Origin of the sequence: Sphingopyxis solisilvae (assembly GCF_015475875.1) — a bacterium.
Lineage (GTDB): Bacteria > Pseudomonadota > Alphaproteobacteria > Sphingomonadales > Sphingomonadaceae > Sphingopyxis > Sphingopyxis solisilvae.
Genome location: NZ_JADKYM010000026.1, coordinates 15,928 through 35,239, shown reverse-complemented (window position 1 = coordinate 35,239; position 19,312 = coordinate 15,928). Strand labels below are relative to the sequence as shown.

28 protein-coding genes are annotated in these 19,312 nt (G+C 64.5%); 15 read left to right on the top strand and 13 right to left on the bottom strand.

From position 1 onward, the window contains the following. Positions 1 to 226 precede the first annotated feature (226 nt). The 4 genes from IR187_RS14870 to IR187_RS14855 form a co-directional block, all read right to left on the bottom strand. Complete coding sequence (locus IR187_RS14870) at positions 227 to 1,585, bottom strand: L,D-transpeptidase scaffold domain-containing protein (RefSeq protein ID WP_194955363.1); 1,359 nt, start codon at positions 1,583 to 1,585, stop codon at positions 227 to 229. An 86-nt stretch (positions 1,586 to 1,671) separates the two neighbouring features. Beyond that, complete coding sequence (gene accC, locus IR187_RS14865) at positions 1,672 to 3,033, bottom strand: acetyl-CoA carboxylase biotin carboxylase subunit (RefSeq protein WP_194955362.1); 1,362 nt, start codon at positions 3,031 to 3,033, stop codon at positions 1,672 to 1,674. 7 nt (positions 3,034 to 3,040) lie between these two features. Further along, a complete protein-coding gene (gene accB / locus IR187_RS14860) occupies positions 3,041 to 3,523 on the bottom strand; it encodes an acetyl-CoA carboxylase biotin carboxyl carrier protein (protein ID WP_194955361.1) in 483 nt (160 codons plus the stop codon). Between the two features lie 67 nt (positions 3,524 to 3,590). Then, entirely contained in the window at positions 3,591 to 4,031 is a 441-nt protein-coding gene (locus IR187_RS14855) for a type II 3-dehydroquinate dehydratase (RefSeq protein ID WP_194955360.1), read from the bottom strand. An 80-nt stretch (positions 4,032 to 4,111) separates the two neighbouring features. On the opposite strand from IR187_RS14855, the gene thiS reads away from it, so the two are divergent. The 3 genes from thiS (at position 4,112) to IR187_RS14840 (ending at position 5,418) form a co-directional block, all read left to right on the top strand. Next, positions 4,112 to 4,315 carry a sulfur carrier protein ThiS gene (thiS, locus tag IR187_RS14850; protein ID WP_324187706.1) on the top strand — a complete coding sequence of 68 codons (204 nt, stop codon included), beginning with the start codon at positions 4,112 to 4,114 and terminating at the stop codon, positions 4,313 to 4,315. Further along, positions 4,312 to 5,082, top strand: a complete 771-nt coding sequence (locus tag IR187_RS14845; protein ID WP_194955359.1) for a thiazole synthase — start codon at positions 4,312 to 4,314, stop codon at positions 5,080 to 5,082. Before thiS ends, IR187_RS14845 begins: the two co-directional genes overlap by 4 nt. Before the next feature lie 153 nt (positions 5,083 to 5,235). Next, a complete protein-coding gene (locus IR187_RS14840) occupies positions 5,236 to 5,418 on the top strand; it encodes a CsbD family protein (RefSeq protein WP_194955358.1) in 183 nt (60 codons plus the stop codon). A 98-nt stretch (positions 5,419 to 5,516) separates the two neighbouring features. On the opposite strand, the gene IR187_RS14835 is transcribed toward IR187_RS14840, so the two are convergent. The 4 genes from IR187_RS14835 to IR187_RS14820 all read right to left on the bottom strand — a co-directional run bounded on the left by IR187_RS14835 (position 5,517) and on the right by IR187_RS14820 (position 7,919). Next, positions 5,517 to 6,266 carry a hypothetical protein gene (locus tag IR187_RS14835; protein ID WP_194955357.1) on the bottom strand — a complete coding sequence of 250 codons (750 nt, stop codon included), beginning with the start codon at positions 6,264 to 6,266 and terminating at the stop codon, positions 5,517 to 5,519. An 86-nt stretch (positions 6,267 to 6,352) separates the two neighbouring features. Further along, complete coding sequence (locus IR187_RS14830) at positions 6,353 to 6,793, bottom strand: DUF1330 domain-containing protein (protein WP_194955356.1); 441 nt, start codon at positions 6,791 to 6,793, stop codon at positions 6,353 to 6,355. Next, positions 6,790 to 7,341 (bottom strand): GNAT family N-acetyltransferase, encoded by a 552-nt coding sequence (locus IR187_RS14825; protein WP_194955355.1) that lies wholly within the window; start codon positions 7,339 to 7,341, stop codon positions 6,790 to 6,792. Before IR187_RS14825 ends, IR187_RS14830 begins: the two co-directional genes overlap by 4 nt. 176 nt (positions 7,342 to 7,517) lie before the next feature. Then, positions 7,518 to 7,919, bottom strand: coding sequence for a glycine zipper 2TM domain-containing protein (locus tag IR187_RS14820; RefSeq protein WP_194955354.1), 402 nt, complete (start codon positions 7,917 to 7,919; stop codon positions 7,518 to 7,520). A 180-nt stretch (positions 7,920 to 8,099) separates the two neighbouring features. On the opposite strand from IR187_RS14820, the gene IR187_RS14815 reads away from it, so the two are divergent. Beyond that, positions 8,100 to 8,321: a hypothetical protein gene (locus tag IR187_RS14815; protein WP_194955353.1), complete on the top strand. Its 222-nt coding sequence runs from the start codon at positions 8,100 to 8,102 to the stop codon at positions 8,319 to 8,321. Between the two features lie 28 nt (positions 8,322 to 8,349). Then, positions 8,350 to 9,267 (top strand): EamA family transporter RarD, encoded by a 918-nt coding sequence (gene rarD / locus IR187_RS14810; protein ID WP_194955352.1) that lies wholly within the window; start codon positions 8,350 to 8,352, stop codon positions 9,265 to 9,267. Between the two features lie 142 nt (positions 9,268 to 9,409). Here the strand turns inward: rarD and pyrC are convergent, their stop codons facing one another. Further along, complete coding sequence (gene pyrC, locus IR187_RS14805; RefSeq protein ID WP_194955351.1) at positions 9,410 to 10,432, bottom strand: dihydroorotase; 1,023 nt, start codon at positions 10,430 to 10,432, stop codon at positions 9,410 to 9,412. 60 nt (positions 10,433 to 10,492) lie between these two features. Between pyrC and ygfZ the strand changes: the two genes are divergently transcribed. The 3 genes from ygfZ to IR187_RS14790 are packed head-to-tail and all read left to right on the top strand — an operon-like array spanning position 10,493 to position 12,460. Beyond that, positions 10,493 to 11,221 (top strand): CAF17-like 4Fe-4S cluster assembly/insertion protein YgfZ, encoded by a 729-nt coding sequence (gene ygfZ / locus IR187_RS14800; RefSeq protein WP_194955350.1) that lies wholly within the window; start codon positions 10,493 to 10,495, stop codon positions 11,219 to 11,221. Positions 11,222 to 11,252: 31 nt separating this feature from the next. After that, positions 11,253 to 11,861: a hypothetical protein gene (locus tag IR187_RS14795; protein ID WP_194955349.1), complete on the top strand. Its 609-nt coding sequence runs from the start codon at positions 11,253 to 11,255 to the stop codon at positions 11,859 to 11,861. Between the two features lie 35 nt (positions 11,862 to 11,896). Beyond that, positions 11,897 to 12,460: a retropepsin-like aspartic protease family protein gene (locus IR187_RS14790; protein WP_194955348.1), complete on the top strand. Its 564-nt coding sequence runs from the start codon at positions 11,897 to 11,899 to the stop codon at positions 12,458 to 12,460. Positions 12,461 to 12,466: 6 nt separating this feature from the next. Here the strand turns inward: IR187_RS14790 and IR187_RS14785 are convergent, their stop codons facing one another. Next, the gene (locus IR187_RS14785; RefSeq protein WP_194955347.1) at positions 12,467 to 12,772 is read right to left on the bottom strand and encodes a YdeI/OmpD-associated family protein; all 306 of its coding nucleotides are present in this window, start codon (positions 12,770 to 12,772) and stop codon (positions 12,467 to 12,469) included. Between the two features lie 176 nt (positions 12,773 to 12,948). Here IR187_RS14785 and IR187_RS14780 point away from each other — a divergent pair, with 176 nt between their 5' ends. Next, positions 12,949 to 13,269, top strand: coding sequence for a DMT family transporter (locus tag IR187_RS14780; protein ID WP_194955346.1), 321 nt, complete (start codon positions 12,949 to 12,951; stop codon positions 13,267 to 13,269). Between the two features lie 61 nt (positions 13,270 to 13,330). Next, positions 13,331 to 14,002: an MBL fold metallo-hydrolase gene (locus IR187_RS14775; RefSeq protein WP_324187705.1), complete on the top strand. Its 672-nt coding sequence runs from the start codon at positions 13,331 to 13,333 to the stop codon at positions 14,000 to 14,002. A 103-nt stretch (positions 14,003 to 14,105) separates the two neighbouring features. Here IR187_RS14775 and IR187_RS14770 read toward each other — a convergent pair whose 3' ends face one another. Next, a complete protein-coding gene (locus tag IR187_RS14770; RefSeq protein WP_194955345.1) occupies positions 14,106 to 14,546 on the bottom strand; it encodes an MAPEG family protein in 441 nt (146 codons plus the stop codon). 325 nt (positions 14,547 to 14,871) lie between these two features. Between IR187_RS14770 and rpmF the strand changes: the two genes are divergently transcribed. From rpmF to IR187_RS14745, 5 genes are all read left to right on the top strand, one after another. Next, entirely contained in the window at positions 14,872 to 15,051 is a 180-nt protein-coding gene (gene rpmF, locus IR187_RS14765; RefSeq protein ID WP_088439508.1) for a 50S ribosomal protein L32, read from the top strand. 22 nt (positions 15,052 to 15,073) lie between these two features. Beyond that, the gene (plsX, locus tag IR187_RS14760) at positions 15,074 to 16,108 is read left to right on the top strand and encodes a phosphate acyltransferase PlsX (protein ID WP_194955344.1); all 1,035 of its coding nucleotides are present in this window, start codon (positions 15,074 to 15,076) and stop codon (positions 16,106 to 16,108) included. Further along, positions 16,105 to 17,070 (top strand): beta-ketoacyl-ACP synthase III, encoded by a 966-nt coding sequence (locus tag IR187_RS14755; RefSeq protein ID WP_324187704.1) that lies wholly within the window; start codon positions 16,105 to 16,107, stop codon positions 17,068 to 17,070. The genes plsX and IR187_RS14755 overlap by 4 nt, the downstream gene beginning before the upstream one ends. A gap of 152 nt (positions 17,071 to 17,222) precedes the next feature. Then, the gene (locus IR187_RS14750) at positions 17,223 to 17,516 is read left to right on the top strand and encodes an integration host factor subunit alpha (protein WP_194955343.1); all 294 of its coding nucleotides are present in this window, start codon (positions 17,223 to 17,225) and stop codon (positions 17,514 to 17,516) included. Between the two features lie 14 nt (positions 17,517 to 17,530). Next, complete coding sequence (locus IR187_RS14745) at positions 17,531 to 17,935, top strand: MerR family transcriptional regulator (RefSeq protein ID WP_194955342.1); 405 nt, start codon at positions 17,531 to 17,533, stop codon at positions 17,933 to 17,935. A gap of 61 nt (positions 17,936 to 17,996) precedes the next feature. Here the strand turns inward: IR187_RS14745 and IR187_RS14740 are convergent, their stop codons facing one another. Then, complete coding sequence (locus tag IR187_RS14740) at positions 17,997 to 18,461, bottom strand: SMI1/KNR4 family protein (protein WP_194955341.1); 465 nt, start codon at positions 18,459 to 18,461, stop codon at positions 17,997 to 17,999. A gap of 293 nt (positions 18,462 to 18,754) precedes the next feature. Continuing rightward, positions 18,755 to 19,306: a SixA phosphatase family protein gene (locus IR187_RS14735; protein ID WP_194955340.1), complete on the bottom strand. Its 552-nt coding sequence runs from the start codon at positions 19,304 to 19,306 to the stop codon at positions 18,755 to 18,757. Positions 19,307 to 19,312: the final 6 nt, after the last annotated feature.

Sequence of the window (19,312 nt, the reverse complement as noted above, 5' to 3'; positions counted from 1 at the left end):
GCCGGAGCGATCCGGCGGGGCTTTTTCTTGGGCGGCTGCGGGGGGGAAAGGAAGATTCCTCGCCGCTTGCGGGGAGGTGGCAGCGCGAAGCGCTGACGGAGGGGGTTGGCCGTCCTTCAGCGGCGCGTCAGGCCGATAGCCCCCCCTACCACCGCCTGCGGCGGCGGTCCCCCTCCCCGCAAGCGGGGAGGACCTTATGTCCACCTCGGGCTTACACCGACGCCCTTCAGTAAATCCCGCTCGTTCCCGGCGTCGTCGCGCGCGCGGTGGTCTGGACGGTCGGCACCACCGGCGGTGCCGCGGGCGCGATGATCTCGGCGGTCGGGCGTCCCGGCTTGGCAAAGCTTGCGACCACCGGCGCATCGCGCCCGTAAAGGTCGGCGAGCTTGCGGGTGCCGCCCTTGCCGTCGGGGATCACCGTCCAGTAAGCGACATAGACCGGAAAGGGCTGGTCGAAACCGAAACGCGTCGTCTTGCCGCTGGCGATCGCCTCGCCAAACTCCTCGGGACTTTTTCCGGCGAACATCACCGCCATCAGGCCGGAGAAATGCAGCGCGCGTTCGGTGCGGATGCAGCCGTGGCTGAACGCGCGGGTGGCGGCGTTGAACGCGGCTTTTGACGGTGTGTCGTGCAGATAGATGGCATGCTCGTTGAGCATTTCCATCTTCATCACGCCCAGCGCGTTGTTCGGGCCGGGCTTTTGCACCACCGACAGCGTCTTGCCGCTGCCCGTCCAGGTGTAGCCCTGCGCGCGGGCGGCGGCAGGATTATTGGCGATCGTCGCGCCGATCCCTTCATTGATGATGCTGCGCGGCAGCGTCCAGTTGGGGTTGACGATGATCCCGGTCGCCATCGGGTTGAGCTGCGGCGTTGCGGTCGAGGGTTTGCCGACGACGGCCTTGTGCGTCGCGATGACGGTGCCGCCATGGACGACGCGGGTCATATATTCGGGAACATTGCTCACCACATAACGCTCGCCCAGCGTCCGCGGCATCCAGCGCCAGCGTTCCATATTGACGCGGATCGCATTGGCGTCGGCGGGCGCTTTTGCGTTGGCGAGCGCCGCCTTGAGCACTGCGAAGTCAGGATGGACCGGATTGAGACTGGCCAGCGCCTGCGGAACGGTGCCGTTGTCGAGTGCGTTCGCAAGCAGCGGCAGCAGCGGATCGGTCTCTGCATCGCTGTCGACCATGAACCATTGTTTGCGTGCCGCGTTCGGCGTCCGCCCGTCGCGCAAATGGGTCGCCAACAGCAGAAAGGTGTCGGTGGCGATCGCGTCAAGGCGCGCCGGATCCTTGCCGAGGATCGCGGCGGCGAGGGCGTCGGGATCATAATCCTTGGCGAACAGCCCTTCAGCGCCGATGTTTTCGATCGCGGTGAGCAGCGCGGTGGCGTTTTCCTCCGACCAGCTGGGAATTGCGATGGGCGCCGTGACGCGCGGCGCGTCGTCGGTCACCTTGTCGGGTTGCAGGATAACCGAATCTTCTTTCACGCCGGTTTGGGCGAACGCAGGGGTTGCCAGCATGGTGAGCGGGAGAAGGAGTGTGGCGGCGGAGCGCGCCGGAAAAGAGGCGTTTTTGACCATGGTTAAAGGTCATAGCCAATAATGGCGGCGAGTTAAAGTGAGGTGGCGCACAGTCCGGCGCATCGGTGGACGCGCCGCCCGATCGATCAGTCCGCGCCCGCCGTCTCCTGTTGCGCCAGCCACTCTTCCAGCCACTTGATCGTGTAATCGCCGTGGATGACGTCGGGGTCGGCGAGCAGCGCCTGATGGAGCGGGATGTTCGTCTTGACCCCCGCGATCACCATTTCCTCGAGCGCGCGGCGCATCCGCATCATGCAGCTTTCGCGGGTGCGGCCATAGACGATCAGCTTGCCGATCATGCTGTCGTAATAGGGCGGGATCGAATAGCCGGCATAGAGCCCGCTATCGACGCGGACGTGCATGCCGCCCGCGGCGTGATAATTGGTGACCTTGCCGGGCGAGGGCAGGAAGGTACGCGGGTCTTCGGCATTGATGCGGCATTCCATCGCATGGCCGCGGAATTCGAGGTCTTCCTGTTTGACCGACAGGCCCGCGCCGCCCGCAATGCGGATCTGTTCGCGGACGAGATCGAAGCCGGTGATCATTTCGGTCACCGGATGCTCGACCTGGATGCGGGTGTTCATTTCGATGAAGAAGAACTCGCCATTTTCCCACAGGAATTCGATCGTCCCGGCGCCGCGATATTGCATCGCGGCCATCGCGTCGGCGCAGATGCCGCCCATGCGCGCGCGTTCCTCGGCCGAGATGATCGGCGAGGGCGCTTCTTCGAGCACCTTCTGGTGGCGGCGCTGGAGCGAGCAGTCGCGCTCGCCGAGATGGATCGCGTTGCCCTTGCCGTCGCCGAATATCTGGAACTCAATATGGCGCGGATTGCCGAGATATTTTTCCATATAGACGGTCGGGTCGCCGAACGCCGCCGCCGCTTCGGACGACGCCTGGCCCATCAGGCTTTCGAGGCTGTCGGCGTCGGGTACCACCTTCATACCGCGCCCGCCGCCGCCCGATGCGGCCTTGATCAGCACCGGATAGCCGATGTCCTCGGCCAGTTTGCGGCATTCGTCGCCATAGGTGACCGCGCCGGGCGAGCCCGGGACGACCGGGAGGCCGAGCGCGACCGCGGTGCGCTTCGCCTCGACCTTGTCGCCCATGGTGCGGATATGCTCGGGCTTCGGCCCGACAAAGATCATGTCATGCGCTTCGATGATCTCGGCGAAACGCTCGTTCTCGGACAGGAAGCCGTAGCCGGGATGGATCGCGTCGGCGCCGGTGATTTCGGCGGCCGAGATGATCGCGGGGATGTTGAGATAGCTGTCCCTCGCGGCTGGCGGGCCGATGCAGACGGCCTCGTCGGCGAGGCGGACGTGCATCGCGTCGGCGTCGGCGGTCGAATGGACCGCAACGGTCTTGATGCCCATTTCGTGACAGGCGCGGTGGATGCGCAGCGCGATCTCGCCGCGGTTGGCGATCAACAGTTTTTCGATGGCCATGGGAAGCTCAGGCGATGGTGAACAGCGGCTGGTCGAACTCGACCGGCTGGCTGTTTTCGACGTGGACGGCTTTCAGCGTGCCCGCGGCGGGGGCGGTGACCGGGTTCATCACCTTCATCGCCTCGATGATCAGGATCGTGTCGCCGGCCTTTACCGCCGAACCGACGGCGGCGAAATTGGGGGCGCCGGGTTCGGGCGCGAGATAGACGGTGCCGACCATCGGCGATTTCACCGCATCGGCAAAGCTGGCCGGGGCGGGAGCAGCGGCGGCAGGCGCTGCGGCAGGAGGCGCGGCGGCTGCGGGTGGGGAGGCAGGCGCGGGCGCATAGGCAACAGGCGCTGCCGCTGCCGCCGCCTTGCGCGCGACGCGTACCTTGCGGTCGCCATCCTCGACCTCGATCTCGGTCAGGCTGGTATCGTCGAGCAGTTCGGCGAGCGCGCGCACATAGGCCGGATCGATATTGATGCCATCGTCTTTATGGTCACCCATGAGAATGTTCCTGTTGTTGCGGCGTCGGTATGCCGACGCTCTGACCCCGTTTTGATGCGCCCTCTTGTCAGAGACGCGCGGCGGCGTCCAGCGCCAGCGTATAGCTGTTCGCGCCATGGCCTGCAAAATGCGCGGTGGCGGCCATGCCGACATAGCTGATGTGGCGAAAGGGCTCGCGCTGCATCGGGTCCGACAGATGCACCTCGATCACCGGTACCTTGATCGACTTGATCGCGTCGTGGATCGCGATGGAGGTGTGCGTATAGCCGCCGGCGTTGAGCAGCACCGCCTTGGCGCCCGTGACATAGGCTTCGTGCAGCCAGTCGATCAGCACGCCTTCGTGGTTGGTCTGGCGGCATTCAAGCCGCAGGCCGAGTTCGGCCGCCTGCGCTTCGAGCCGCGCGTGGATGTCGTTGAGCGTGTCATGGCCGTAGATTTCGGGCTCGCGCGTGCCGAGCAGGTTGAGGTTCGGGCCGGAGAGCACATAGACGGTCGGCTTGTCGGTCAAATACTCGGCCTTTCGGTTGCGGCGAGGTGCGCTCCTCCTATATGGGCTGCTCGGCAAAAGGCAAAGCAAGGCTGGTTTTCGTGATCTCGGTCATCCTCAACGGCGAAGCGCGGCAGGTGCGCGAAGGCAGCATCGCCGACCTTGTCGCCTCGCTCGGCCTCGACGTCAAAAAGGTGGCGGTCGAGCGGAACCGCGAGATCGTGCCGCGTTCGACGCTGGCCGCTGTGGCGCTCGCCGAGGGCGACGCGCTGGAAATTGTGCATTTTGTAGGAGGCGGTTGTTGACCGACAGTTGGAGCGTTGCCGGGCGGACATTCACGTCGCGGCTGATTGTCGGGACCGGCAAATACAAGGATTTCGAGCAGAATGCGGCGGCGGTCGCGGCGTCGGGGGCGGAGATCGTCACCGTCGCGGTGCGCCGGGTCAACGTGTCCGATCCGACCGCGCCGATGCTGACCGATTATATCGACCCGAAAAAGATCACCTACCTGCCCAACACCGCGGGCTGCTTCAACGCCGACGATGCGATCCGCACCTTGCGACTGGCGCGCGAGGCGGGGGGCTGGGATCTGGTGAAGCTGGAAGTGCTGGGCGAGGCGAAGACACTTTATCCCAACATGCGCGAGACGCTGGAGGCGACCGAGGTGCTGGCCAAGGAGGGCTTCCTGCCGATGGTTTACTGCGTCGACGATCCGATCGCGGCGAAACAGCTCGAAGATGCCGGCGCGGTCGCGGTGATGCCGCTGGGCGCGCCGATCGGGTCGGGGCTGGGGATTCAGAACCGGGTGACGATCCGCCTGATCGTCGAGGGCGCATCGGTGCCGGTGCTCGTCGATGCGGGGGTTGGCACCGCCAGCGATGCGGCGGTGGCGATGGAACTCGGCTGCGACGGGGTGCTGATGAACACCGCCATTGCCGAGTCGAAAGACCCGATCCGTATGGCGCGGGCGATGAAGCTGGCTGTCGAGGCGGGGCGCGATGCCTATCTGGCGGGGCGCATGGGGCTGCGCAAATATGCCGACCCGTCGAGCCCGCTGGCGGGGCTTATTTGAACCTTAACGCGCCACAGCAGATCGTTGTTCCGCGCCATAAAGCCTTTTTGCGGCAGATGTTTAATCGAAATTGCAGGCAACAATTTGATGCCTTCGCGGGTTGATCAGGCAAGAGGCCGGACGGCCTCTTCCCGCGAGCGAAGGAGAAATTTCATGGGTGAACTCACCGACAAAGCAAAAGGTCTCGCCAACGAGGCCATCGGCAACACCAAGCAGGCGATCGGCAAGGCGACCGACAATCAAAAGCTGCAAGCCGAAGGTGTTGCGCAGGAACGCAAGGGCGAAGCCCAGAACCTGAAAGGTTCGGTCAAGGGCGCGCTCGGCGACAAGGTCTGACGATCCGATCGTCGGACAAGAAAAAGGCTCCGGGGAACCGGAGCCTTTTTTTTGGATATGGTGTTTCTTTACCGTGGCCCAGGGCCACGGCCTTTGTTTCACTTACCGCCCGAAGCGACCAGATCGACGTCGGTCATGCCGCCGTCGCGGCGGGCCATGACGACATAAGCGAGATCGCCCTTGGTGCCGCCCAGCATATGTTCGTTGCCGTTGACCCGGTGGTCGCTCGAGTAACCGGCGCGCACCGCCATCGTATGATAATAGTCAAGCACGCCCTGGATCGACGCGGCGGTCTGGAAGTTGACGACGCGTATGTTGCATTTGCCACCGGCGATGCCTGCTGCCTCGCGCAATGTCGCGCGCGGATAGATTTTGAAGGCGGCGGGCAGGCGTTCGGCCCACGCATTGCCATAGGTAAGCTTGCCGTCGCAGGCGCCCTTGGCCTGGTCGCGCGCGAGCGCGCCGATCGTGACCGGTCGCTGCTTTGCCTCGCAGCCGTCGCAGCCCGCCTCGAGCGGTAGCGCTTTGGGCGCGGCGAGCAGCTTGCCCGCGGCCTGCGCCGCGGCCGCCTCTGCCGCAGTCGCTGCTTTGCCGCCCGACACGCCCGGAACGCCTCCGTCGACCGGCTTGTTCCCGGGGCCGACCGCGTTGCGATTGGCCTGACCCGCGAGTTTGGGGTCGACCATGATCTTGTCTTCGAGAGCGCCCTTGATGGCCGGGTCGGCATTGGTCAGCCCGTCGTCGAGCGGCGCGAGTTCGGCCTTCGCATTGGGGTTGTCGCGGCAGCCCGCGAGCGGCGCCGCGGCCATCAGCAGACCGGTGACCAGCCATTTTCCGCGCAACATCATCGCTAACACTCCCTTAATCTTTCACCCGGATTGCCCGATCCTGGTTAAAAAGGCGCAAAGAAAATGCGTTAACGGGTAACGCTTTGTTAGCCGAAAACTGTCTCGGACAGGGACGCTTTCGGGTCACAGCGGATCAGGCGCGAGGTTTCAACCGCGGCCTGGCGATGGATAACGGCCTGGCGATAGACCGGGTCGGTGACCATCTCCATGAAGGCGGCGCTGGTCGGATATTCGGCGATGAAGATCGCGTCCCAGCGTTCGGCGTCGGGGCCGATGACAATCGTCTCCATCGTGCCGCGCCACACGATTCGGCCGCCGACCCGCTGGAATATCGGCCCGCTGTCGGCGCCATAATGGGCATAGGCTTCGGCGCCGGTCAGCCCCTCGTCCGATAGCCCGTGGTCGGCCGGGTAGGTCGCGGCGTCCTTGAAGCGGACGAGGTTGAGCATATGGATGACGGTGTCGCGCGGCAGCGCCTTGAACGCATCGAACTGGGCGCGCTCGGGGTCGATATGCCGGTCGGTCATGGCCGGAACTCCTTGCGCTTGACCCGCCACGCGTCGGCGCTCTGCACCCACGCGTCGACGGGAGCGTCTTCAAAGGGGGCGGGCAGGCGGGTCGGGCCGCTGTTGGTGGCGCCAAGCCGCGCCGCCAGCGCCTGCGACCGCGTGTTGGCGGGGTCGATGCTGTGCATCAGTTCGGGCCATTTCAGAAATTCGACGGCAAAATCGCAGGCGGCGACCGATCCTTCGAACGCATAGCCTTTACCGGCAAATTTGGCGCGCACGCCATAGCCGATCTCGGGCGCTGGCCAGCCGTCGGGCTCCCATGGCCCCAGCCGGCCGACCCATTCGCCGGTGGCGCGCTCGATGACCGAGAACATGGAAAAGCCGCGGATGTGCCATGCACCGGCCAGCGTGCACCATTGCCGCCACGCCGCGGCGCGCGGGCAGGTGCCGCCAATGAATTTCATGGTGTCGGGTTCGGCGCACATGTCCGCAAAGCCGTCGAAATCCTCGGCTGCCGGCGGGCGCAGGATGAGGCGCTCGGTGACGAGCAGCGGGCCGTTGAGCATAAATCCTCCCCCATTGTCAGGAAAGGTCGCTTCTGGGCCAAGTCGGGCGGCGGAACAAGCCGAAGCTGTACGCCAGACGTGATGTTGAGGGCGCCGACGACCAGGTCGACGCCCTCTCCATCACGTGTGCGGGCGGAGGGGTCTCGGACCCACACCCGTAACGGGGTCTCTGTCGCTTAGCGGCAGCGATATTTGTCGCGGTCGATCTCGCGGCCAAGCAGGGCACCGCCCGCTGCGCCGAGAACCGTACCGAGAAGCTTGTCACCATTGCCGGCAATCTCGTGACCGGCCAGGCCACCCACGGCACCGCCAATCAGCAGACCGGTCGTACCATTGTCCTTCTTGCAGCGATAACGGCCGTCGTTGCCGCGCCAGATGCGGGTGTTGGAATTGATCCGCTGATCGCGGGCAGCATAATAGCGGCGATCCTTGCGCTTTTTGTCATAGCTTGCCGACTGGTCGAGCTGGTAAACGCCTTCGGCCTTCGCGGGCACAGTCGTACCGGCGTGGGCAGGCGCGATCAACGCAACGCTGGCGGCAGCGCAGGCACCCATCAGGCCTTTGGTGAACGTAAACATCTTATATCCTTTCCTGGTTCTGCACCTTCGGCCGCCGGGCGGCACTGGGCGCTTCGAGGGAAAAACGGGCCAGGTCCGCATCGCGTTGCATGAACCCTGCACAACAAGACGAACCGAGTGTTATCGTCGACGAACCGAAAAAGACTTGTCGCATCGGCAACCGCGTGCGACAGTCGCGCCATGCTCAACATCGCTTCGCTTGTCATCGGCGCTATCGCTTTGGTTCTGGCCGTTTTTGCTTTCATTCCTCTGCTCGGATGGGCCAATTGGGTGATCGTTCCCTTCGCGGTCGTCGGGCTGGCGCTCGGCGCGATGTCGGACAAGACGAGCGGCCGCAACCTCAACATCGTCGTTGTCGTGATCGGCATTATCCGCCTGTCGCTCGGCGGCGGCATCATCTGATTTTCTACTGAAAGCCATTGTCCCCCCAATGACCAGCCCCGCCGCTCCAGCGGAACCGCAACAGCGCGGCCTGCCTTTCGCGCTCGCGGCCTATGGCATCTGGGGCTTTGTCCCGCTGTTCTTCAAACTGCTGGAGGATGTGCCGCCGGTCGAGGTGCTGGCGCAGCGGATCGTCTGGTCGCTGCCATTATGCTTTGTCATCATGGCGTTCCGCCGCCAGATCGGCGAATATCTGGCGGCGCTGAAGGATTGGCGCGTGCTGCGTCTGTTGCTGGCGAGTTCGGTTCTGATCGCGCTCAACTGGCTGGTCTATATCCATGCGATCTTCACCGACCATGTGTTGGCGGCCAGCCTCGGCTATTATCTGAACCCGCTGGTCAATGTGCTGCTCGGGATGATGTTTCTGGGCGAGCGGCTGTCGCGGTTGCAGGCGGTGGCGGTGGCCATCGCCGCGGTCGGAGTCGCGATTCTGCTGGCCGGTGCGCTCGATACCTTGTGGATCAGCCTGACGCTGGCGCTGAGTTTCGGCACCTACGGGTTGATCCGCAAGGTCGTGCCGGTCGGATCGCTGCCCGGGCTGGCGATCGAAACCACCTTGTTGCTACCGGTATCGGCAGCGGCCGCCGGCTATTATGTCTGGATCGGCGACGGCCGCGGTTTTGCATCGGGCGTCGAAGTCAGCTGGCTGCTCGCCGCGGCGGGCGTCGTCACCGCGGTGCCGTTGCTGCTGTTCGCGACCGCCGCGCGGCGGATGAGCTACGCGGCGCTGGGGTTCGTGCAATATCTGGCACCCAGCATTGCGTTCCTGCTGGGCCTGTTCGTGTTTCACGAACCGCTGAAACCGGCGCAGCTGTTCTGTTTCCTGCTGATCTGGACCAGCATCGCGGTGTTCAGTTTCGACATGTGGCGCAAGATGCGCGCCGAGCGGATGGTGGCGGTGGCCTGAGATTGATCCTCCCTGTCGCGCAGCGATGGGGAGGGGGACTGTCCGCGAAGCGGATGGTGGAGGGGCGGCGACGTTGCGTTATCGCCCCTCCGTCAGCCCTATGGGCTGCCACCTCCCCATGGCTTCGCGACAGGGAGGGTCGCTAGACGATGCGCCAGCCCAGCGTCTCACCGGCATGGAACGGGACGACATCGCCGACCCTGTCCGGCACCACGACTTCAGCGCGCTCCAGCGTCACCGTGCGGTCATTGAGCGGCAGGCCATAGAAGCGCGGCCCATGTTCGCTGGCGAACCCTTCGAAATGCTCCAGGGCGCCATCCTGATCGAACGCGGTGATGTAGCTTTCAAGTGCATAGGGCGCGTTGAAGATGCCCGCGCAGCCGCACGATGCCTCCTTGGTATGGACCGCGTGCGGGGCGCTGTCGGTGCCGAGGAAGAATTTGGGCGAACCCGAGGTTGCGGCGGCGCGCACCGCGAGGCGGTGATGTTCGCGCTTGGCGACGGGCAAGCAATAGGCGTGGGGGCGGATTCCGCCGACCAGCATCGCATTGCGGTTGATGTGCAGATGCTGCGGGGTGATCGTCGCGGCGACATTGGCGGGGGCGTCGGCGACGAACTGCGCCGCCTCAGCTGTTGTGATATGTTCGAACACGATCTTGAGCGCGGGCAGGGCGCGGACGAGCGGTTCCAGGGTGCGCTCGATAAACACCGCCTCGCGGTCGAAAATATCGACGTCATGGTCGGTGACCTCGCCGTGGATCAGCAGCGGCATGCCGATTGCCTGCATCCGTTCGAGCACGCCCATGATGTTGGCGACGTCGGTGACGCCATGCGCGCTGCCGGTGGTGGCGTGGGCGGGGTAGAGTTTGGCGGCGGTGAATACACCCTCGGCATGGCCGCGCGCGATTTCGCCCGCATCAGTGGCGTCGGTCAGATAGGCGACGATCAGCGGGGTGAATTCGAGATCGGCGGGCACCGCGGCATTGATGCGGTCGCGGTAAGCGCGGCCTTCTTCGGCGGTGGTCACCGGCGGCGACAAATTGGGCATGACGATCGCGCGAGCGAACTGGCGCGCGGTGTAGCGCGCGACATGGGTCAGCATCGCGCCGTCGCGCAGATGGACGTGCCAGTCGTCGGGGCGGCGGATCGTCAGGCGGTCGGTCATGCGGGTCTCGCGGGTGAAATGGATGCTTGGTTTTGGCTGCCGCGTCCCTAGATTATCGCCATGGCCAATACCACCCTCATCGACCGTGCCCTGATCCGTCTGTCGGGGGAGGATGTGCGCGGGTTTCTGCAAGGGTTGGTGACCAACGACACCGCGGGCGAGCTGCCGGTGTGGGCGGCGCTGTTGTCCGCGCAGGGCAAGGCGCTGTTCGATTTCCTGATCTGGGCGGATGGCGACGACATCCTGCTCGATTGCGAGCGCGATGCGGCGGGCGATCTGGCGAAGCGGCTGACGCTGTACCGGTTGCGTCGCGCGATTACGATCGAGCGCGAGCCGGATTTGTGCGTCCACTGGGCTCCAGATGGCGATGCCGGCGTTGCCGATCCGCGGCTGCCCGAACTTGGACGGCGCTGGCTGGCGCCTGCAAATGGCGATGAAGGCGCGGATGATGCGTGGCGCACACACCGGCTGGCGCTGGGTGTTACCGAAGGGCGCGCCGAGCTGGGCGACGGCACCACCCTGTGGCTCGAATGCAACGCCGCCGAACTGAACGGGGTCAGCTTTTCCAAGGGCTGCTATGTCGGGCAGGAAAATACCGCGCGAATGAACTGGCGGCAAAAGATCAACCGGCGACTGGTCGTGGTGCCGGTCGCCGAGGGCGATGAAAAGCGGCAGGTGATCGCCTATCCCGAACTTGGCTGGTCGGTCGAGCATCGGCGGGTGGAAAATATCGATCCCGCCGAAGCACCGCCGTGGATGCGCGGCGCACTGATGCCGGGCAAGACCTGACACGCGCCGCGCGGGCTGCTATAAGCAACGCATGCGCATCTCTTTCATCGCCGCGGCGCTGATCGCCGCCACCGCTGCACCCGCAGCTGCTACCGGGGTCGGGACGCCTCAGTCGCTGCTGACAATCGAGGACGAAGCGGCACGCTCGCCCGCGCGGTTGGCGCCACTGGCTGCCGATTCGGTTTGGACGCCGCGCTTTGCCGCCGCCGCGGACGAACTGTTACGGGCGTTGTGGTCGCGCGACGAGGCGCGGTGGCGGCCGTTGATGGGCGGCGACTGGCTGGCCGAGGCCGACCGTGCCAGCGTCGAATCCTTGCTCCGCGACCGGCGCAGTCCATTCTTGCACGCGCTGTTCTCAAAGGGACGGACGCGCAGCGTTCTGCTCGGCTGGCAGGCGGGTCAGGCGCCAAGCGCGACGGACATCGCGGCGATCGAGGCGGGTCAGGAAGCCGAGGCACTGGTATGCTGGTCGGCGACCGGTGGCGACGACATTTGGCCGACGACCGCGAAGGACGCCGATAATGCCGTGGGCCGCCCCTATGCCTGTGCGCGGATCGCCTACAGCATCCGCGGCGAGGCACCGACCTGGCGGGCGTTTATCGAACAGGCTCCGGGCGGATCGGCGCGCGAACCCGCTTAACCAATCTCCAACCCGATTGTGCGACAAGCGGCGCCATGTTCGGGCGTTATCTGGGGTTGGCCGCGGTGATCGCGGTGGCATCGATCGGTGTGGCGGGGCTGGCCGGTCGCGCGCCGCAGGCCGAGGTCGAACCGTCGACGGTGCTTGCGGGCAATCACGACAACTGGACGACGCATAGCGTGCGAAAAGAACAGGCAGCGGCGATTTCCGCAGCCGAAGGCAAACGCGGCGCCGCCGGTCCGGCGCTGCTGGAGCGTGCCGCCGATTCGCATTTCTATGCCGACGCCGACATCAACGGCACCAGCATCCGCGTCATGGTCGACAGCGGCGCGTCGATCGTCGCCTTGACGCGCCGCGACGCGGAGGCGATCGGAATCGACGTTGACCGGCTGACGGTCGGCGGGACCGCACGGACCGCTGGCGGTGACGTTCCGATGCGAATGGTCATGCTCGACAGTATCGACATCGGCGGGATCGTTGTGGAGCGCGTTCAGGCGGCGGTGATCGACGCCGACATGGGGGCTTCGCTGCTCGGGCAGAGCTATTTGTCGCGGCTCGCGGCGGTGAATGTCGAAGGCGACACGATGACGCTGCGCTGAGGCGCGTTACTTCGCTTTCTTGTCGATCAGCACCGCCTGTTGCCAGCGGCTTGGCGCCTTGTCGGTGCGGTGGATGCAGCCAGCCCAACAACAAGGACGTTTCTTGCCCTCGTGCAATTCCTCTACGGTGCGTTCGATCCGGCGCGTTCGCGTCTTTGCCTGTTTGGCGTCGTCGACCCAGCAGATGAATTCGTTGCGGCCAAGCGGGGTCAGGCTTTGCCACAGCGCCAAGCCTGCGGCATCGGCCTTCAATGCCGCCTGCATATCCTCGCCCGCGATATGGACGGTTCCGTGAAGAAAAGCCTCGGTCATGATGGGAGGAAATAGGGCGACGGCACGCGCGGGTCAAACGATGTGCCACCGTATGCGGTCTGCAAGGGTTGCCGCCAACGGCGGCTGCACTTAAATGGTCGGCGAGGCCACGTCCTCGCCGCCGCTGGCGGATATCAAGTCCGGGACGGCCCGGCAGCTTTGTTGAGGAGGCTGTCGTGGCGTGGATTTATCTCTTCTTTGCCGGTGTGCTCGAAATCGTCTGGGCGTTTTCGATGAAACAGTCGGAAGGTTTCACCAGATTGGGGCCGTCGGTCGTGACGGTGGTGACGATGATCGCCAGTTTTGCGCTGCTGTCGCTGGCGATGAAAACACTGCCGCTCGGCACCGCCTATACGATCTGGACCGGCATCGGCGCGGTCGGTGCGTTCGCGGTCGGTGTGCTTGTCCTCGGCGAACCGGCGGGCGCGCTGCGCATGGTGGCGGCGGTGCTGATCGTCAGCGGGCTGGTGCTGATGAAGCTGGCATCGCCGGCGTGACTGGTCGGGGCGGCGGCAGCATGGCCTTGCCATTCGGACGGCTTTTCCCCACATCACCGCCATGAACGCTCCCACCCCTCCGATGCGCGCGGCGATCGTGCCCGTCACCGCCTTCCAGCAAAATTGCACCTTGCTCTGGTGTACCGCCACCAACAAGGCGGCGTTTGTCGATCCGGGCGGCGACCTGCCGAAGCTGAAAGAAGCGGTGCGCCAGACGGGGGTCGAGGTCGAAAAGATTCTGGTGACCCACGGCCATATGGACCATTGCGGCCAGGCAGGGATGCTGGCGAAGGAACTCGGCGTGCCGATCGAAGGACCGCACGAGGACGACCGGTTCTGGATCGCGCAATTCGCCGAGGATGGCGCGCGCTTCGGCATGGTCGGCGAAACCTTCGAACCCGACCGCTGGCTGGTCGATGGCGACACGGTAACCGTCGGAAACCTGACGATCGACGTCATCCATTGTCCCGGCCATACACCGGGCCATGTCGTGTTCCACCATGCGCCATCGAAGCTGGCGATCGTCGGCGATGTGATCTTTCAGGGTTCGATCGGGCGCACCGACTTTCCGCGCGGCAACCATCAGCAATTGCTGGATTCGATCACGCAGAAATTGTGGCCTCTCGGCGGCGACACGACCTTCTTGCCGGGTCATGGCGCGCACAGCAATTTCGCGCATGAGCGGCGGACGAATCCGTTTGTTGGCGATATGGTGTTGGGGACGGCTGGCTAGTCCCCCTCCCGTTTACGGGAGGGGTTAGGGGAGGGCATGTCCAGCACGGATCCTCCCGAAACAGACCCTCTTCCGACCCCTCCCGCAAGCGGGAGGGGAGAAATTACTTCGGCGCCACCACCATCGTTTCCTCGATCTCGGTCGTCGTGATGCTGGTCGGCGTCAGATAGACGATCGCCAGCGCGCCGAGTGCCAGACCAAGCTGCGTCAGCATCGTGATGATCGTCCCCGCCATGCGGCCCCACATCATCCCGTCCATGCCGATCGCGTGCAGGATCCGTCCGATCAAGTAAAGCGCACCTACGCCCCACAGCCACATCGACGATCCGATCCCCAGTTCGACCAGCGCCAGCAGGATCAGCACAAATGCCGTGTTCTCGACAAAATTGCTGTGTGCCCGCATGCGCCGCGTGACCAGCTCGTTGCCGCCGTCGCCGACAAACACCTTCTCTTTGGTCCGCACGCGCCCGACCCGCACGCTGAGCCACAGGTTGAGCAGCGCCGCGCCGGCGGCAATCGTCAGACTGATCGGCAAGATTATCATAAGCGTCCCCCTTTTTCGGCCGCGGCTGTGCTCGCCCGGCGCCCGGCATTGTGTGGCATCGCGTGATGCAATCGGCAAGGGCGACGCTTTTGCTCGGCCATTGTCATCCACAGGGCTTGCCTTTGCGGGCGAAAACGCTATAGCCGCGCCCGATCCGGCACCCGACACCATCAGGCGTTGAGGCACCCTCCGGCAGAAGATTTTCCTGCATCATATGGGCAGGAACAGCCTTCGGCTTGGCGGGCGGGCCAGTCGTTTCCGGCGACGGAACCGACAAATCCGGGTAGCCGATTCGTGACACACTATTGAGAATGCAGGATAAATCATGGCCGTTCCCAAGCGAAAAACGTCGCCCTCGAAGCGCGGCATGCGTCGCAGCCACGACAGCCTGAAGGTCGAAGCCTTTCAGGAATGCCCGAACTGCGGCGAACTGAAGCGCCCGCACAATCTTTGCAGCGCCTGCGGCCATTATAACGGCCGTGAAGTGGTTTCGGTCGGCGCCTGACCGTTAGGCGGAGCGCAACCGGATGGCCCTGACACCGCGAATCGCAATCGATGCGATGGGCGGTGACGTCGGCGTGCGCATGATGCTCGCCGGCGCCGCGATGGCGCGCCACAAGCACGACGGTCTGCGGTTCATCCTCGTCGGCGACGAGGGGCAGATCAAGGCGGCGCTCGACAACCACCCGAACCTGCGCGCGGCGTCGGACATCATCCACACCGATGGTGTGGTGTCGGGCGAGGACAAGCCCAGCCAGGCGATCCGCAAGGCGAAAAGCACCTCGATGGGGCTGGCGATCGATGCGGTGAAGCGCGGCGATGCCGGCGGCGCCGTGTCGGCGGGCAATACCGGCGCGCTGATGGCGATGGCGAAGCTGGCGCTGCGCACGATGCCGGGAATCGACCGGCCCGCGCTCGCGGCGCTGCTCCCGACGCTGGGCGACAATGACGTGGTCATGCTCGACCTGGGTGCCAACACCGAATGCGACGCGACCAACCTCACCCAATTTGCGGTGATGGGCGCCGCCTATGCGCGCACCGCGATGGGGCTGGAAAAGCCGCGCGTCGCGCTGCTCAACATCGGCACCGAGGAACAAAAGGGCACCGACGAGATCCGCGATGCGGCCGCGATGCTGCGCGCCGCGAAGGGGTTGCCGATGGAGTTTGCGGGCTTCATCGAGGGCGACAAATTGTCGCGCGGCGAGGTCGACGTGATCGTCCACGACGGATTTTCGGGCAATATCGCATTGAAGACGATCGAGGGGACGGCGCGCTTCGTCACCGATCTGCTGCGCCGTGCCTTCACCAGTTCGGTGCGTTCGAAGATCGGCTTTCTGATCTCGCGCCCCGCAACCGAGTTGCTGCGCCATCACCTCGACCCCAACAACCATAATGGCGCGGTGTTCCTGGGCCTCAACGGCGTCGTGCTGAAAAGCCATGGCAGCGCCGATGCAAAGGGGGTCGCGAACTGCGTCCATCTGTGCGCCGAGCTGATCGAAAAGGACATCACGCGGCAAGTGACCGAGGATCTGGCAAATTTCCGCCGCGGCGACGCCGCATGACCCTGCGCGCGATTCTGGCCGGTACCGGATCGGCGTTGCCACGTACCCGCGTTTCCAACGCCGAACTGGCGGAACGCGTCGATACCAGCGACGAATGGATCGTCGAGCGCACCGGTATCCGCTTTCGCCACATTGCCGAGCCCGACGAGACGACGGCGACGCTGGGCGCCGCCGCAGCCCAGCAGGCGCTGGCGGCCGCGGGGCTGGAGCCATCGGACGTCGGCCTGATCATCGTTGCGACGGCGACCCCCGACAATACGTTTCCGGCCAGCGCAACCAAGGTGCAGGCGCTGATCGGCGCCCCCGATTGCATCGCGTTCGACGTTGCCGCGGTCTGCTCGGGCTTTCTCTACGCCGTGTCGGTCGCCGATTCGATGCTGCGCACCGGCGCCGCGAAGCACGCGCTGGTGATCGGATCGGAAACCTTCAGCCGCATCCTCGACTGGGAAGACCGCACGACCTGCGTCCTGTTCGGCGACGGTGCAGGGGCGGTGGTGCTGTCGGCGAAGGACGTCGACGACGATCAGGGCATTTTGGCGACGCGGCTGCATGCCGAGGGCAAATATTCGGGCATGCTGTATGTCGATGGCGGCCCGTCAACCACCGGCACCGTCGGCCATGTCCGCATGCAGGGCCGCGAAGTGTTCCGCCATGCGGTCACCAATCTGGCGTCGGTGCTGGGCGAAGTGATGGCCGATGTCGGCCTGTCGCCCGACCAGATCGACTGGATCGTGCCGCATCAGGCGAACAAGCGGATCATCGACGCGACCGCCAAAAAGCTGGGCCTGCCGTCCGAACGCGTCGTTCTCACCGTCGACCAGCATGCCAACACCTCGGCGGCATCGGTGCCGCTCGCGCTCGACCTCGCGGTGCGCGACGGGCGGATCAAGCGCGGCGATCTGGTCGTGCTTGAGGCGATGGGCGGCGGCTTTACCTGGGGCGCCGCGGTCCTGCGCGTCTGATTGGCGGCTTCACCGCATTAACTCTTCGCTCCATCCGTTTCAGTTTGGCGGATTAATTCGCTTTTGTTACATAGGGACACGGGACTCGTGACGGTGGGGGCTGTTCGGGACCGTTTTCAAAATTTTCGCTTCACGAGGGGGAAGGGACCATCATGACCGCAGGAACGCTTACGCGAGCCGATATCGCCACGCGGATCAACCAGCAGATCGGCTTGTCGCGCAATGAATCGGCGGCGATCGTCGAATCGATTCTGGACCATATGTCCGACGCGCTGGCGGGCGGGCAGAATGTCAAAATCTCGGGTTTCGGTACCTTTGTCCTGCGCGACAAGGCGCAGCGCATCGGCCGCAATCCCAAGACCGGGATCGAGGTGCCGATCCTGCCGCGCCGCGTGATGACCTTTCGCGCGAGCCAGTCGATGCGAGCGCGCGTTGCCGGCAAGTAACCCGGATTCTGGCCATGGCGGGATTTGACGTGGCAGACGGCGGCGGCAAGGCGTCGGGCGCCATGCTGTCGATCGGCGAACTGGCGGAGCGCATCGGGGTGCCGACGCACGTGCTGCGCTATTGGGAAACACGCTTTCCGCAACTGAGGCCGCTCCAGCGCTCGGGTCGCCGCCGCTATTACCGCGCCGAGGATGTCGCGCTGGCGGAGCGCATCCACCATTTGCTGCATGTGCAGGGGTTCACGGTCGAAGGTGCGCGTAAGGCGTTGTCGGAGGCGGGGGCGAAGGGTGGTGAAGCGCCTGCCGTCAAAATCAGAGAAGAGCCCGCAGCCGGAAATGACGCGAAGGGGCAGGTGCATGGCGTACCGGTCGCAGCACTCGTCGCGCTGCGCCAACGATTGGCGGCGGCGCTGGATTAGCGCAACTGGCATCGCTTATCAGCAAGTTCGTGAATGTCTGCATAGGGGTGGGAAGCGGACGTCAGAACTCGGGCGTGAACGACGGATCGATCCAAGCGCTTTTAACTTGCCCCGGAGCGAGCTTCACAGCCGACACGTCAAATGGTGTCAACTTTTCCGCAAAGGCCATTGCGCCCTCTGCTACCTGCTCATCTGCTCCTTCTAATTCATGATCCCAGAAATGGACGAAACCAGTCAGCGGCGCGACGTAGAAGTAGTTTCCGCAATCGTCCTCAGCGAATGGTATTACGCGGGTAGGAAATCCATCGATCCCTGCGCCAAGATTGGACGCCTCACGCACAGGGATAAATCGTGAAATCCCAATTTCATTATTCGACGTTTTTATACTGTTTGCCTCGGGCTCGGCGCCGTCGTGTAGCTGCACAAAATCGAGGTAGCTTGCCGGAAGCGAATGCCCGATCCAGTCAGCTAGCAGGCGCAATTCTTCCTCGGCAGGCCCCGGCATCATTGGTATAGAAACAGTCATAGAAACTCCCCCTCGGCACAGCATTGCAGAGACGGTGCACGTCCGCAATTGGTCGTTTCCAGACCCTCGTCATCCCGGACTTGATCCGGGAGCCATGACGACAGTGCAGCTATGGATCCCGGATCAAGTCCGGGATGACGAGGAGAAGATGCTCCTCCCTGTCGCAAAGCGATGGGGAGGGGGACCGTTTGCGAAGCAAATGGTGGAGGGGCCGCTACGGCAGCGCTATTGCCCCTCCGTCAGCGCTTCGCGCTGCCAACTCCCCATGGCTTCGCCACAGGGGGGATGACCTGTCAGTCGTTATCCATCGCCGGCGCCAGCGTCGGGTCGAGATCGCGGGGGCGGATGAAGGCGGCGAAGCGGGCCATGCCGGTGTCGAGGTCGTGCCAGTCGGCGATGTCGAGTTCGAGCCGGGCCAGCGCCGACGTCGGCAGCTTTTCCTCGACCTCGCCGCGTAATTCGTCGCCGCTCGTTTCGGGGACGAGCATCAGGATCAGATCCTCCAGCCCCGGATTATGGCCCGAAATCAGCAGATGGTCGGTATCGCGCCCGGTGTCGCGAATGACGTCGATCAAGGTCGCGGCGGAGGCGAGATAGATGCGGCGGTCCCAATGCGGCTCAATCGTGTCAAGATCGGCGGCGGGCTGGAAGATGTCGAGCGTTTCGGTCACGCGCACCGCGGGTGAGGCGATGATGCGGTCGACGGGCAGCTTCTGGCGCTTGAGCCATTGTCCGATGATTTCGGCGCCGCGCTGGCCGCGTTTGTTGATCGGGCGGTCGAAATCGCGCTCGACCTGGACATCCCAACCCGATTTGGCGTGGCGCAGGATCGTCAAACTCTTCAAAATCTT

Bases quoted from the DNA above. Each gene is read 5' to 3' on its own strand.
- rarD (WP_194955352.1), top strand. From the start codon at position 8,350: ATGACCAGCCCCGCCGCTCCAGCGGAACCGCAACAGCGCGGCCTGCCT.
- IR187_RS14790 (WP_194955348.1), top strand. From the start codon at position 11,897: ATGTTCGGGCGTTATCTGGGGTTGGCCGCGGTGATCGCGGTGGCATCG.
- IR187_RS14740 (WP_194955341.1), bottom strand. From the start codon at position 18,461: ATGACTGTTTCTATACCAATGATGCCGGGGCCTGCCGAGGAAGAATTG.
- IR187_RS14770 (WP_194955345.1), bottom strand. From the start codon at position 14,546: ATGATAATCTTGCCGATCAGTCTGACGATTGCCGCCGGCGCGGCGCTG.
- rpmF (WP_088439508.1), top strand. From the start codon at position 14,872: ATGGCCGTTCCCAAGCGAAAAACGTCGCCCTCGAAGCGCGGCATGCGT.
- accC (WP_194955362.1), bottom strand. From the start codon at position 3,033: ATGGCCATCGAAAAACTGTTGATCGCCAACCGCGGCGAGATCGCGCTG.
- IR187_RS14825 (WP_194955355.1), bottom strand. From the start codon at position 7,341: ATGCTCAACGGCCCGCTGCTCGTCACCGAGCGCCTCATCCTGCGCCCG.
- IR187_RS14840 (WP_194955358.1), top strand. From the start codon at position 5,236: ATGGGTGAACTCACCGACAAAGCAAAAGGTCTCGCCAACGAGGCCATC.
- IR187_RS14830 (WP_194955356.1), bottom strand. From the start codon at position 6,793: ATGACCGACCGGCATATCGACCCCGAGCGCGCCCAGTTCGATGCGTTC.
- IR187_RS14820 (WP_194955354.1), bottom strand. From the start codon at position 7,919: ATGTTTACGTTCACCAAAGGCCTGATGGGTGCCTGCGCTGCCGCCAGC.
- accB (WP_194955361.1), bottom strand. From the start codon at position 3,523: ATGGGTGACCATAAAGACGATGGCATCAATATCGATCCGGCCTATGTG.
- ygfZ (WP_194955350.1), top strand. From the start codon at position 10,493: ATGGCCAATACCACCCTCATCGACCGTGCCCTGATCCGTCTGTCGGGG.
- IR187_RS14775 (WP_324187705.1), top strand. From the start codon at position 13,331: ATGAACGCTCCCACCCCTCCGATGCGCGCGGCGATCGTGCCCGTCACC.
- IR187_RS14745 (WP_194955342.1), top strand. From the start codon at position 17,531: ATGGCGGGATTTGACGTGGCAGACGGCGGCGGCAAGGCGTCGGGCGCC.
- IR187_RS14795 (WP_194955349.1), top strand. From the start codon at position 11,253: ATGCGCATCTCTTTCATCGCCGCGGCGCTGATCGCCGCCACCGCTGCA.
- IR187_RS14835 (WP_194955357.1), bottom strand. From the start codon at position 6,266: ATGATGTTGCGCGGAAAATGGCTGGTCACCGGTCTGCTGATGGCCGCG.
- pyrC (WP_194955351.1), bottom strand. From the start codon at position 10,432: ATGACCGACCGCCTGACGATCCGCCGCCCCGACGACTGGCACGTCCAT.
- IR187_RS14755 (WP_324187704.1), top strand. From the start codon at position 16,105: ATGACCCTGCGCGCGATTCTGGCCGGTACCGGATCGGCGTTGCCACGT.
- plsX (WP_194955344.1), top strand. From the start codon at position 15,074: ATGGCCCTGACACCGCGAATCGCAATCGATGCGATGGGCGGTGACGTC.
- IR187_RS14815 (WP_194955353.1), top strand. From the start codon at position 8,100: ATGCTCAACATCGCTTCGCTTGTCATCGGCGCTATCGCTTTGGTTCTG.
- IR187_RS14750 (WP_194955343.1), top strand. From the start codon at position 17,223: ATGACCGCAGGAACGCTTACGCGAGCCGATATCGCCACGCGGATCAAC.
- IR187_RS14785 (WP_194955347.1), bottom strand. From the start codon at position 12,772: ATGACCGAGGCTTTTCTTCACGGAACCGTCCATATCGCGGGCGAGGAT.
- IR187_RS14870 (WP_194955363.1), bottom strand. From the start codon at position 1,585: ATGGTCAAAAACGCCTCTTTTCCGGCGCGCTCCGCCGCCACACTCCTT.